This window comes from Arthrobacter sp. R4-81 (assembly GCF_054792365.1).
Window position 1 is genome coordinate 946,718 of record NZ_CP096445.1, and the last position, 13,034, is coordinate 959,751.

Genomic DNA, 13,034 nt, shown 5'->3' on the forward strand with positions numbered 1-13,034 from the left:
CGAACTATTCCATGTGTAGGTGGGAGGACGCTGAGCGGATGGTGGGGGAGCCGGTCACGGCGGGCGGCCTCTGGAACGCCGGGTCGGCCGGGCGTATTCTGGAAACACGTTTCACCACGTTGAGCTGGAGAGCCATGGAGCTGAAAGATAGCCCAAAGCTGACTCTTGGTGCGGCCCTGGCAAGGGTCCTCGGATTTTTGGTGGTGAGCGTGCTGTGTGGTGTGCTTGCCGCTGGTTTTGTGGTGCCCGCAGTGGCCGTCACAGGGACGACTGTGAGCAATTCCGTTGCCTTCTTCAACAACCTCCCGGGCGAACTGGATGTAGACGCCCCGTCTCAATCCACCAAGGTTCTGACTGCTGACGGTAAACCCATTGCCACGTTCTATGCCGAGAACCGCGTACGCGTCCCGTTGGATCAGATCTCGCCCTATATGAAGAATGCCGTTATTGCTATCGAGGACAGCCGTTTTCACGAGCACGCGGGTGTTGACCCTCAAGGCATTGTGCGGGCACTTAGTTCGAACCTCAGCAGCGGGGGGCGCCAGGGTGCTTCCACGATTACCCAGCAATATGTCACCAACGTCCTCAACGAATCCCGCCTCTCCGAAGGCAACACCGAAGAAATAGTCCTCAGCGGCCAGAAAACAATTGGTGACAAGCTGCGTGAGATGAAGCTGGCCCTTGAACTTGAGAAGAAGTTCACCAAGGACCAGATACTCGAGGGCTACCTGAACATTGTTTTCTTCAATGCCAATGCCTACGGGATAGAAGCCGCATCGCGGTACTTCTTCAGCACGTCGGCCAAAGATCTCAATCTGCCACAGTCCGCGTTGCTCGCAGGGCTGGTCAACAGTCCCAGCTTCTACGACCCCTCGGTCAACCCGGAAAACGCGCTGCAGCGGCGTAACCAAGTGCTGGGAAAAATGCTCGAAGAGCGGATGATTCAGCAGCCAGAGCATGACGCGGCAGTGGCCTCCGGCGTCGAACTTAAGATCACTCCGTCAAAGCAAGGCTGCGCCGGGGCGGAAATGGCCGTGTATTTCTGCGACTATGTCTCGCACCTGATCCTCAACGACCCCGCGTACGGCGCTGATATTTCCGAACGTGAAAGGCACCTCTACCGCGGCGGGCTGACCATCATCACCACCTTGGACAGCAGATTGCAGGGACCCGCCCAGGCCCAGGTGGACGCCACGGCAGGGCCCAACCCTGATAAATGGGGTGCTGCCCTGGTAACGGTCCAACCCGGTACCGGAAGAATCCTGTCCATGGCCCAGAATACAGTTTTCCTTCCCCAGGAAGGCAAGTTTGATACCCAGCTGAACTTCAACGTCGATGCCAAGGACGCCAACGGCGGTGACCTCAACGGGGCCGGCGGCTTCCAGCCCGGATCTACCATGAAGCCGTTCACGTTCGCCCAGTGGCTCAATGAGGGCAAATCGATCACGGCCGAAGTGGATGCCTCGCGGCGGACCTATCCGCTTAATTTCCCGTGGCGGTCCAGTTGCGGGAAGGTGCTCGGCGGCTACAGCACGGCCGAGAAGAATGCCGGTCTGGGCACGGCAGATGACTTGCAGAACGCCGACGAAGGGTACTACAGGAAAATGCCCATCAACTATGGGCTGTACAACTCCATCAACACCGCGACGTTCGCGTCGGCCACCCAGCTGGACTTCTGCGGCATCCAAAAGATGGTGGATGCAGTAGGAATCCACAGCGGCCTGGACGGTGCTCCGGTCAACATGCACCAACTCGGCAACCTCCTCGGAGCAATCGGGGTTGCCCCGCTCCATTTGGCAAATGCCTTCGCGACCTTCGCCAACGACGGCAAATACTGCACGCCGATCGCCATCCTGGACGTCACGGATCCCAGCGGGCGAAAGTTCCCGGCTCAATCAACCAGTTGCCGGGACGCCGTGAAACCCGAGGTTGCCCGCGGCGTGAATGCAGTTCTGCAGGACGTTTTGAAAGTGGGATCCGGTGTACACATCAACCCCAAGATCCACGACAAGGTTCCCACTGCTGCCAAGACCGGAACGTCCAACAACAACGGTGCGAGTTGGGTGGCTGGCTACACCTCCGGACTTTCCACCGCATCATTCTTTGGGGACACCCTGGAAGGGCAGAGCCGGCCGGGCCACAATCTGACCATCAACGGCAAGTTCTATCAGCGGGTTGACGGCTATATGATCGCCGGCCCGCAATGGGTGAACTACATGCTGCAGGTTGCCGGACTTTACCCGGCGGCACCGTTCCCCGGCCCACCGGCGTCAATGATGAAGCCCTGAGAGCTACCCTGGTGCCCTGGAAGCAAACTCGCGGTTCGGACCACAGTTAGCCGGCCGCCGGGGCCGGTACAAACCGCGTCGCCGTCTGATCGCGGAACCAATGGGCCAGCTTCTTGCCTTTGCCCTTCCACCAGTTGTCTTCGTCCTTGCTGGCGTGAAGACGGAAGACCAGAGCCACCATGATGAACGTCCCGAACGCCACGTCCATCCATGCCCAGAAGGCCGCATCCATCAGAACGCCCACGCCGGTGACCAGAATCGACGGCACGGCCAACGTGCGGAAAACGGTGTTGGCTATGTAGCGTCGGTGAGACCGGGGTACCGAGAGCATGCTTACCAGGTCACAGCACAGGCAAAGCACCACCATGGTTTGTCCGAGGCCCAACAGGATCATGCCGGGCATAGTGGCTCCGAAGGAAGCCAAGGACAGCAGCCCGGAATTCATGGCGTGACCCGGCCCTTGGGGTCTGCGATCGGATCCATTGGGGCTCCTTGATGACGTTTTGACCGTTGATGTAACCGCGGACGCCGGGTTTCCGGCTGTGCACCCCAGAATGGCCGGACAACATCAAAAATCGCCTCAATTTCCCAAAAAATCACCTCAAGTTCCAGGCTGGCAGAATCCTGGGACCGCAGACCCTAGGGCAAGCGGCTTGGTTCCGCCGCCAGTGCAGCCCGAACCGTCGGCCACGATCGCAGAATCTCCAGGACGTCAGGATTGCGCTCGGCGGCGACGCATTGGGCGTAGGACTCCTCCAAGAGCCCATCCACCATGATCCTCTTACCGCTGGACGCACTCTGAACGGCAGACTCCACCATGGCCAGGCTCATGATGTTCTGGTGAACCTGCCCCATGGGCGCGGCCCCCGACCGGAGCGCGGACACGAAGTCCACCAGCGCGCCAGCGATCTCCTGGCCCGGATTCTCGCTTTCGAGCTCGCCAACAGGTTCACCATAAGCAGCGGCCGACTCCACGAGGGGCTCGTTGTCCCCGTCCCAGATCACCGATCCATGCTCACCGCTGATCCGCCAAGCGGCGTTCCAGGACGTCTCAAGTCCAGGGCTGCACCAGCTGCCCGTGAAGACAAAACGTTCGCCGCCGGACATCTCGAAGATAGCCGTGGCCGCGGCATCACCCCGGTACCAGCTCCAGGATGGGTTGTACTCCTCGCAGAAAACGGACACCGGATCCGCGTCCAGCAGGAACCGGGCCATGTCGAATTGATGGATGGCCATGTCCAGCAGGAGTGGATGCTCCATGGCGTCACGGAATCCGCCGAAGCGGGGGGCTTTGAAGAAGTCAGCCGACACAATACCGACGTTCCCGATTGAGGAGGCGAGGCGCTTCGCGGCAAAAAGCTGGCGGTTGTACCGGCGGGATTGGCTCACCATAAAGAGCTGCCCGGAAAGCTCGGCCGCGGCCGCGAGGGACATCCCCTGGGCCAGCGTGGAAGCCACCGGTTTCTCGCCCAGGACCGGCAGCCCTGCTGCCAGCGCCTCCGTCGTGACCGGGTGGTGCGCGGCCGGGACGGTGACGTTGATGACGGCCTGGGCGCCGACGTCGGCCGCTAACCGGGCGGTGCCCGTTCCCACGGGAACAGGGCGGCCTACTGCCGCGGCACCGGCAGCCGCAAGGTCGAGGTCAACGATTCCCGCGAGTTCGACGAGCGGGGACTCCTCCACAGCGTTCAGCCACGCGCGGCCCATACCGCCGGCGCCGACGACGACGACGCGCAGGGGAGTCCCGTCGTCGGGAATGGTGGCAAAAGAGTTGCTCACGCCCTGGCTCCCTGGTAGCTCTTGCCGTTGAAGAAATCGTTGGTTTCGTAGCGGAGCAGCTCCGGGTACACACGTTCCGGGCTGTCGGTCAGTGCCCACTCCACGGCATTGGAGATCACGCGGCGGATGTCCTTGTGGTGGTACACCGGGTAGTCCTGGTCGCCGGGGCTGAAGTAGAAGATCTTGCCGTGGCCACGGCGGAAGGTGCAGCCGGAGCGGAACACTTCCCCTCCGCTGAAGGAGCTGATAAACACAAGTTCTTCCGGAGCGGGGATGTCGAAGAACTCGCCATACATCTCCTGCTCGTCAATCACGATGGGGTGCGGAACACCTTTGGCAATGGGATGCGTGGGATCCACAGTCCACACGAGTTCGCGGTCCTGCTCGGAACGCCAGCGCAGGGTGCAGGAGGTGCCCATGAGCTTGGTGAAGATCTTGGACCAGTGGCCCGAATGCAGAACGATCAAGCCCATCCCGGAGAGCACATGGCGGTGCACGCGCTCAACAACTTCGTCGCTGACGTCGGCGTGGGACATATGGCCCCACCAGGTGAGGACGTCAGTGTTGGCCAGAACCTCTTCCGTGAGGCCGTGTTCGGGGTCATCCAGGGTGGCTGTGCGGACGGTCACCCTGCTGCCGAGGTTCTCCTCAATACCCTCCTTGACGGCTCCGTGCATGCCCGTTGGGTACAGGCGGGCCACGAGTTCGTCGTGCTTCTCGTGCTGGTTCTCACCCCACACGGTGACGCGGATTTGTGGTGCTTCAGCGGCATTGGCGCTGGTGGTCATAGTCTCTCCTGGATTGGTTGGGGGTGGGGTTGGTTTGAGTCGGAACTACTTAACAGCTCCGCTGGAGGTGCCCGCCGCGATGTATTTCTGCGCCGCCACGAGCAGGATGATGGCAGGGATGGAGGCCAGGACGGCGGTGGCCATCACCGAACTCCAGTCGTTCACATAGGCGCCGATGTACTGGAAGATGCCCAGTGTTACCGGCCGGACTGCCTCGGTGGTGGTGAGCGTCAGGGCGAAGAGGAAATCGCTCCATGCGAACAGGAAGGTAAAGAGGCCCGCGGTAATCAGTGAATTGCGACTCAGCGGAATGACAATCGAGAAGAATGCCCGCAGATGCCCGGCGCCGTCTACCTTTGCCGCTTCTATCACCGATGAAGGCAGGCCGTTCATGAACGCCCGGATGATCAGGATGGCAAACGGGATCCCATGGGCCGAGTCCGCCAGGATCAGTCCGGGGATGGAGTTCAGCAAACCCAGATCGTTGTAGGCCGTGTAGAGCGCATTGGCTACGACGATCCCGGGAATCATCTGGCTGATCAGGATGGCGAACAGCACCACCCCGGCGCCTTTGACCTTGAAGTAGGCCAGGGCGTAGGCAGCCGGTGCGGCGATGGCCAGGCTCAGCAGCACACTGCCGAGCGAGATGACCAGGCTCGTCACAAGATTTGGCCCCTGCTCCCGGATTGCCGTGAGATAGCCCGTGAAATCCGGGTTAAGGGGCAGCCAGGTTGTGTCCACCGTGGCCCCGTTCGGCTGCAAGGACGCGTTGATCATCCAGTACACCGGGAAAAGCATGATGGCCAGGAACAGGATGGCCAGGGCAGTGTTCCCCCAGCTGCGGGGCTCAGCCTTCTTTTGAATCGGCCGGGTCATGGTTTCCTTACTCATCGACTGCCCTCCTGCTCGCCCGGAGGTACAGGACTGCAAACACCAGCGAAATGATCACCAGGACGTTCCCCAGCGCTGCACCTTCGCCGAACTTGAACTCCTGGAAGGACAAGGCATAGGACTGCGTGGCAATGGTCTGCGTGGAGTTGGCAGGACCGCCGTTGGTCAGGCCCAGGATGATGTCCAGCACCTTGAGCGTGTAGACGACGCCGAGCACCAGGACCACACTGACCACCGGCTTGAGCATGGGCCAGGTGATGTAGCGGAAGGCCTTCCAGCCCGTGGCTCCATCGAGGGAGCCCGCTTCATAGAGTTCGTCCGGAATTTCCTGCAGGCCGCCGTAGAGAATGGTCAGGTTGAACGGAATCCCGATCCAGATATTTACGCCGACGACGGCGATCAGCGCCAGCGATGTGCTGGTCAGCCAGGGAACACCTGTCTCGATGATGTTCAGGTCCCCGAGGAAGCGGTTCAGCGCGCCGCTGTCCTTGTCCAGGATCCAGCGCCAAACGGCGCTGGACACGATCAGCGGAAGCAGCCACGGGAGCAGGAGCAGTGAGCGGAGGATCCCGTTGAGTGGAAATTTGCGCTGAAAGAAGATGGCAAGGGCAAGGCCGATCACGAACTGCCCCAGGATGGATCCGATGGTGAACAACGCCGTATTCAGGAGGGACGTTGAGAACAACGACGACGACAGTACGGTGACGTAGTTCTGCACGCCCACCCAGGGGGCTTCTCCGGTGAAGAAGGTTGCCGTGGTGTAGTCCTGGAAGCTCATGATCACGTTCTTGACCACGGGGTAGCCAAAGAACAGGGCCATATACACAACGGCCGGCACCAGGAAGAGCCACTGGAAGAGGCGTTCTTTTCGATGGCGGTTGCGTCGGCGCGGAACCGGGGGTTCTTGACCCACGCCCGGCAGGTGCTGCCTGGATTGCGCCTTCGAAGGCGACAAGTCAGCTGCTAGTGACATGACTCCCTCTTACTGGCCCTGGGCTTGCTTCAGTGCGTCCGCCGGAGAAGCGCTTCCGGTCAACGCAGCCTGGATCGCGGTGTAGATCTTGGTTGCCTGGGCCGGCCATCCGTCACCGAGCTGCCCGGTACGCGCCCGTGCTGTCTTGACGAGTTCGGTGAACGTTGCGAGCTTGGGGTTTTCCTTTGCGAAGGTCTCCGCCAGCGAGGTCTTGGAAGGAATAGTATTCCGGGCCTTAGCCATGGACATTTGGTTTTCGTCGTTGTTCAAGCACGAAACGATCTCGGCGGCTTTGGCCTGGCGTGCCTTGTTGCCCGTTTGGGGAACAGTCCAGACTTCTCCGCCCAGCGGAGCCACCGCCGTCTGGCCGGCCTCGCGGACAGGGATCTTCACGACGCCGTACTGCAGCGAGGGCTGCTTGCTGAGAGCGGGGATCTGCCAGGGTCCATTGACCATCATCGCTGCTTTACCTGCCAGGAACTGATCGTTGACGTCGGCCTGGGTCCAGTTGAGGGCAGATGAGGAGACTGAGCCATCCTTCACCAGATCCGTCCACAGCTGTAGTGCCTGGGTGGTTTCCGGCGTGTTGATGTTTTTCTCGTCCCCGCCGTTGGACCACATCACGGGAAGGAACTGCCACGTGCCCTCGTAGGTGGGGTTGGCGTTGAACGCCAAGCCGTATTGGTCGCCCTCTGTCAGCTTGGCGGCTGCCGCCTCCAGCTCATCCCACGTTGCAGGCGGGGTGACGCCTGCCTTGGCCAGGATGTCCTTGTTGTAGAAAAGGGCAATGGTGTTGACAGTGGGGGCGAGGCCATAGACCTTGTCCTTGTAAGTTCCCGCACTCAACACACCGGGAGCGAAATCTTCAGTGCTTACCTTGAAGTCGGACAATGGCGCCAGGGCGCCGGTTGCAGCGATCTGCTGAAGATCGGGGTTGTCCAGCATCAGGACATCCGGCAGCGTTTTAGAGGAAGACTGCTGGAGAACCTTGGAGATCAGGGATTTGCCGGGCACTGTCTCGCGCTTAAGCGTGACTCCGGCCTCTGCAGCACAGCTGGTCAGGGCGTCGCCGATGAACGACTTGTCGGGCTCATTGTTGTAGTAGTCCATCACGGAGATTTCCGTGACAGTTTCAGAACCGGCGGAGCCAGAAGGGGCCCCACATCCTGCGAGCAGGAGTGGAAGGCCCACCAGTGCTGTGACGGCGGTGGCAAGGGGCCTGTTTCCGGTGAATGCTGACTTCATTGTCTGTCCTTCTTGATAGTGGTTTAGTCGATGCGTATCGATAATGCGCAAAACGGAATGGCTGGGGGGATGGCGGGTTGATTGGGCTAGCTTGCTTTGGCTTTGGCGGGGCGGATGACGCTGGATCTGTGCGTGATCGTTGGCGGCACCAGCTCCAGGGATTCGTGGGGTCCCTCTGAACCGGATTCGAGCAGATTGCAGATAATCTGCACTGCCCGGCGGGAGACTTCGCGGGGGCGGAGGTCGATGGTTGACAAGGGTACGGGTTGGAGTTCCGCCAGTGCCGGTGATGCGCTGCCGATGACGGAAACGTCGGTTCCCGGCGTCAGTCCTCGGGCGGAGAGAACCCGGAGCAGAATCTCCTGCACTGTTCCCTCGGGAGCGATGAATGCCGGCTGTCCTGTGGTCTGGGCCAGCACCTCATCCACCGACTTGGAAATGGTGCCGATGTCGGTTCCGCCAACCACGTGGACCAGCTTCACTCCCAGCTCCTTCGCTGCCTTGTTGGTGCCCTGCACGAAGCGGTCGACGTAGTTGACCTGGCGTTCCACAACCTCAGGTTGCCATGCGATGACCCCTATGGTTGTATGTCCGGCTGCGGCGAGATCGTTGACAGCCAAGTGCCCCGCCAGTTCAAAGTCGGCGTCGATGCAAACGAGGCCGGAAGGATCTCGTGGAATTCCAATGAGTACCACCGGAACCGTTAAAGCTCGGGCAACAGGAAGCCGTTCGTCCTCTCCCGCCACCTGCATCAGGATCAGCCCGTCACAGATTTGCTGCCCGACGACGCGGCGGAGCCCGTTTGCACCCTCGTCTTCCGTCACCAGGAGGATGTCGTGGTCGTGCTGCCTGGCGGTTGACGCGATGCACGACACAAATTCCATGAGGGAGGCCATATGCAATTCCGGTATGAAGGGAATGACCAGGCCGATGACGCGGGTCCGGCGGCTCGCGAGTGCGCGGGCTCCGGCGTTGGGGTGGTAGGTGAGCTGTTCAATTGCAGCCTCGACCTTTTTTCTTGTCTTTTCCGAAATTGGGCGTTTACCGCTCAGCACGTAAGAAACAGTACTTTGGGCTACTCCCGCGGCGAGGGCAACATCCTTGCTGGTTGGCATGGATTCTGTCCCCTCCCGTGTAGGTGCTTCCGGCTAATATGGTTTATCGATACGCATCGTCGATACGCATCGAGAAAGAGTATGGCACGCATCACTTGAACAGCGCAATGGTTAATTTACGAATCAGCGATGACCCAGGCAGTCGTATCCACCGGAAGCGTGCCATTGACCAACTGCCTGCTGGCGATGACGACGTCGCCCTCGGGCAGTGCGACAGGTTCTGGGCTGAAATTGGTGATGCTGTGCCACCCTCCGGGGCGCACGAAATGCAGGACGTCAGGGCGGTGCCCCTCGACCCAGCTGAGCGTCTCAGCGGACCGCAGCCTCCTGCGCAGCCGGAGCGCGCGGCGGTAGAGCTGCAGGGTGGAATCGGGATCAGCGTCTTGAGAGGCGACGGATAAAGGACCGAACCACGCTGGCTGGGGCAGGTGCGGTTGCGTAGCGCTGAATCCGAAAAAGGGGGCGTCGGCGGTCCACGGGAGCGGAACCCTGCAGCCATCCCGGCCCTTTTCACGGTGGCCGGTCCGGACCCAGATGGGATCCTGCAGGACGGTTTCGGGGAGATCGGCAACCTCGAAAAGACCCAGTTCCTCGCCTTGGTAAAGGTAGGAGGATCCTGGCAGGGCCAGCATCAGGAGCGTTGCGGCTCGGGCCCGTGCCAATCCCACGTTTCTGTCCTCGGCAGGCGAGGATCCGCCAGAGAGCAGCCACGCCTGGAAGTCCACTCCGGGAGGGAGCCCGTAGCGGGAGGGATGGCGGACGACGTCGTGACTGGAAAGCACCCAGGTGGAGGAGGCGCCCGACAGTCCGGCTTCGGCAAGGTTGGTGGTGATGATTGTCCGGAAGGTCTGTGGCTCCCAGTTGGCCTCGAGGAGATCGAAGTTGAAGGCCTGGCCCAGGCCGGTGGGCTTTGCATAGAGCGCGCGCCGAGGGGCAGTGGGAGCCCAGGCTTCCGCGACTGCTGCGCGCGGCGGATCGTACTCGTTCAGCACCTTGCGCCACTCTGCGAAGATGCGGTGGACGTCGTCCCGGTCAAACAAGGGGTCGGTGCCGTCGTCGGGCGTGCTACGCGGGTCCGAGGTGGGCCTGCTCCTGAGCGGTTCGGACAGATCCTTGGCCATGCCGTGGGCCACATCGACGCGGAACCCGTCCACTCCCCGGTCCGACCAGAAGCGGAGCGTTCCCAGGAAGTCCTCCCGGACCTCCGGATTGTCCCAGTTGAAGTCCGGCTGCTCCGGGCTGAAGAGGTGAAGATACCACTGGCCATCCGCCACCTGGGTCCAGGCGCTGCCGCCGAAATGTGAGAGCCAGTCCGACGGCGGCTGGGAACCGTCGGGGCCGGTTCCGTCCCGGAAAATGTAGCGTTCGCGGGCCGCTGAACCCGGTGGTGCAGCGAGCGCTTCCCGGAACCAGACGTGCCGGTTGGAGGAGTGGTTCGGAACAATATCCACGATCAGGCGGATCCCCACGTGGTGAAGGGCGGCAAGCAGCTCGTCGAAGTCTTCGAGTGTCCCCAACCTGGGGTCGACGTCCCGGTAGTCGTCAACGTCATAACCGCCATCGGCCAAAGCGGAGGGATAAAACGGGCTCAGCCAGACCGCCTCGATGCCTAATGACTGCAGGTACGAGGCCTTCGCGGTGATCCCGGGAAGGTCGCCCAGACCGTCCGCGTTGGAGTCGGCAAAACTGCGGGGGTAGATCTGGTAGACGGCCGCCTGGCGCCACCAATCGGCATCGGGACTCAGACCGGTCTGGTGGAACTCGGCGTTCATGTGGACCATCCTATGGGGCCGGCCCACCCCTTGAGGCTCTGACGCGGGTGGTTTTCCGCAGGTTTTCGCCTGTGTTTTCCCACCTTTGGGCACGGCTCGCCAGTCCCCTTGCAAGGATCCTGCAAGGCTTCTGCAAGGATCCGGAAAGAGACAAAAGCGAAGCCTACTCTGGAATAGCCCCCAGAGCGCTATGAGCACTCCCTCCTCCATATTCATCAGGCCAAGCAGGCTCCCTTTTTGAGAAGGACCCCAAAATTTCCGCTCTCCGATTCCCCCGCAAAGCAGTAGCCGGCACTCTCACTGCCGTTCTTCTTACCTCCCTTGCAGCACTAACGACGGCGGGTCCTGCTTCGGCAGCGACGTCCTTGGCTCCCGCGACTTCGCCCGCTCCGCAAAATTCTCAGGTCGCGGGGGACAGCGGACGCTATCTGGTCCAGTTCGTTCCCGGAGCTGATGTTGCCGTGGAGTCCGCGGGGCTACGGTCCCAAGGTGTCGGCGTCGGCCGAACTTTCTCCGCCGCCACGCGCGGCGCCGTCGTCACTGCCACAGCGGGCCAGGCCGCGGCACTGAAGCGGTCAGCACGGGTCACAGCGGTGGAAATCGATGCCCCTGTCAGCATCAAAGAGACGCAACAGCCAGCTCCCTGGGGATTGGACCGGACGGATCAGCGCGCTCTGCCGCTTTCGGGGGGCTACACCTACTCGACTGCAGGAGCCGGAGTCAGCGCCTACGTTGTGGACTCTGGTGTCCTCGCCTCGCACGTCGACTTTGGCGGCCGCGTAGCCACCGGCTGGAGTGCGGTTTCGGACGGGCTAGGCTCCGGTGACTGCAACGGGCATGGCACTCACGTGGCCGGGACCATTGCCGGAAAGAACTACGGAATTGCGAAGGCCGCCACGGTTGTTCCGGTCCGGGTGCTCAATTGCGCAGGCTCCGGCTACAACTCTGATGTCATCGCAGGGCTGGACTGGGTTGCCGCCCATCATGCTTCCGGTACGCCGGCTGTGGTGAATATGAGCCTCGGCGGCTCGGCCAGCTCTATGCTGGACTCGGCCGTGCAGGGAGTCATCAACGACGGCGTGACCGCCGTTGTTGCGGCCGGAAATTCCAGCGTGGACGCCTGCAACAGTTCCCCCGCGCGGGCGCCCCAGGCCCTGACGGTTGCCGCCACTGATTCTTCAGACCGTCAGGCTTCCTTCTCCAACTACGGGTCGTGCGTTGACCTTTACGCTCCAGGCGTGGGCATTACATCCGCCGGATCCAGCTCGACGACGGCTTCTGTCACAATGAACGGGACTTCCATGGCAACCCCGCATGTTGCCGGGGTCGCCGCCGTTCTGCTCTCCCGCACTCCCGCCTCGACTCCCGCCGATATCGCCGCCAAGGTCCTTTCTGCCGCTACGCCAGGGGCAGTGGCTGCGGCTGGTGCAGGGACTCCCAACCGGCTCCTGTTTTCAGACCCGGCCCCAGCTCCGGCCCCCGCGCCTGCTCCGGCACCTACCGTAACTGCCTATGGACCAGCGAAGAATGCCATGGCAGTCCAACCGGGAACCAACGTCACAGCCACCTTCAGCACGGACGTCCAGGGTGTCAGCGGCGGCACCTTCGTCCTGAAGACGGCGACGGGCGCCACGGTTCCGGCAGCCGTCAGCTACAGTGCCGCCACCCGCACGGCAACCCTCGATCCCTCCGCCAATCTCGCCGCAGATCAAAAGTACACAGCCACCCTTATTGGCGGAACAGCCGGCATCCGGGATGGGGCAGGCACCCCGTTGGCCACGACGTCATGGACCTTTACCAGCGGACCGGCCCCCGTTGTCACTTCCCGGACGCCGAGCGCAGGGGCCACCTTCGTCCGGAGGGCCAACAACATCACCGTGACCTTCAGCGAGGCCATTCAAGGAGCAGGGACCGGCACCGTAACCGTGAAAAACACAGCGACAGGAGCACTCGTCCCGGCCAGCGTTTCCCGGTACGGAACCACCAATCAGTGGATCCTCAATCCTTCGGCCTCCTTGGCTGCCAAAACGAAGTACACAGTGACTGTCACCGGCGGCGCAGCTGCCATTCGGAACCTGGCCGGGAATCCTCTGTCCACCGTCAGCTGGACCTTCACCACGGGAGCATTCTGAGGGCTCGCCTCGTTGCCCCATCCTCCGGGATTGGCTTGGCGGATGAATCTG

At 61.8% G+C, this 13,034-nt stretch carries 10 protein-coding genes; 2 read left to right on the forward strand and 8 right to left on the reverse strand.

Annotated features, from left to right (window positions below; translation table 11 throughout):
- Positions 1 to 134: 134 nt before the first annotated feature.
- Positions 135 to 2,288, forward strand: coding sequence for a transglycosylase domain-containing protein (locus tag M1E05_RS04440; protein ID WP_458111976.1), 2,154 nt, complete (start codon positions 135 to 137; stop codon positions 2,286 to 2,288).
- Positions 2,289 to 2,334: 46 nt separating this feature from the next.
- Here the strand turns inward: M1E05_RS04440 and M1E05_RS04445 are convergent, their stop codons facing one another.
- The 8 genes from M1E05_RS04445 to M1E05_RS04480 all read right to left on the reverse strand — a co-directional run bounded on the left by M1E05_RS04445 (position 2,335) and on the right by M1E05_RS04480 (position 10,851).
- On the reverse strand, positions 2,335 to 2,733 hold the full coding sequence (locus tag M1E05_RS04445) for a hypothetical protein (protein ID WP_458111975.1): 399 nt from the start codon (positions 2,731 to 2,733) through the stop codon (positions 2,335 to 2,337).
- 194 nt (positions 2,734 to 2,927) lie between these two features.
- Positions 2,928 to 4,067 (reverse strand): Gfo/Idh/MocA family protein, encoded by a 1,140-nt coding sequence (locus tag M1E05_RS04450; RefSeq protein ID WP_461164571.1) that lies wholly within the window; start codon positions 4,065 to 4,067, stop codon positions 2,928 to 2,930.
- Entirely contained in the window at positions 4,064 to 4,855 is a 792-nt protein-coding gene (locus tag M1E05_RS04455; RefSeq protein WP_461164572.1) for a ThuA domain-containing protein, read from the reverse strand. The genes M1E05_RS04450 and M1E05_RS04455 overlap by 4 nt, the downstream gene beginning before the upstream one ends.
- Positions 4,856 to 4,900: 45 nt before the next feature.
- The gene (locus tag M1E05_RS04460; protein ID WP_458114564.1) at positions 4,901 to 5,731 is read right to left on the reverse strand and encodes a carbohydrate ABC transporter permease; all 831 of its coding nucleotides are present in this window, start codon (positions 5,729 to 5,731) and stop codon (positions 4,901 to 4,903) included.
- A gap of 7 nt (positions 5,732 to 5,738) precedes the next feature.
- Entirely contained in the window at positions 5,739 to 6,719 is a 981-nt protein-coding gene (locus M1E05_RS04465) for a carbohydrate ABC transporter permease (RefSeq protein WP_461164573.1), read from the reverse strand.
- 9 nt (positions 6,720 to 6,728) lie between these two features.
- A complete protein-coding gene (locus tag M1E05_RS04470; protein WP_458111971.1) occupies positions 6,729 to 7,964 on the reverse strand; it encodes a sugar ABC transporter substrate-binding protein in 1,236 nt (411 codons plus the stop codon).
- Between the two features lie 86 nt (positions 7,965 to 8,050).
- Positions 8,051 to 9,079 (reverse strand): LacI family DNA-binding transcriptional regulator, encoded by a 1,029-nt coding sequence (locus M1E05_RS04475; RefSeq protein WP_461164574.1) that lies wholly within the window; start codon positions 9,077 to 9,079, stop codon positions 8,051 to 8,053.
- Between the two features lie 116 nt (positions 9,080 to 9,195).
- Positions 9,196 to 10,851, reverse strand: a complete 1,656-nt coding sequence (locus tag M1E05_RS04480) for a glycoside hydrolase family 13 protein (RefSeq protein WP_461164575.1) — start codon at positions 10,849 to 10,851, stop codon at positions 9,196 to 9,198.
- A 365-nt stretch (positions 10,852 to 11,216) separates the two neighbouring features.
- On the opposite strand from M1E05_RS04480, the gene M1E05_RS04485 reads away from it, so the two are divergent.
- Positions 11,217 to 12,983 (forward strand): S8 family serine peptidase, encoded by a 1,767-nt coding sequence (locus M1E05_RS04485; RefSeq protein WP_461164576.1) that lies wholly within the window; start codon positions 11,217 to 11,219, stop codon positions 12,981 to 12,983.
- The last annotated feature ends 51 nt before the right edge of the window (positions 12,984 to 13,034 follow it).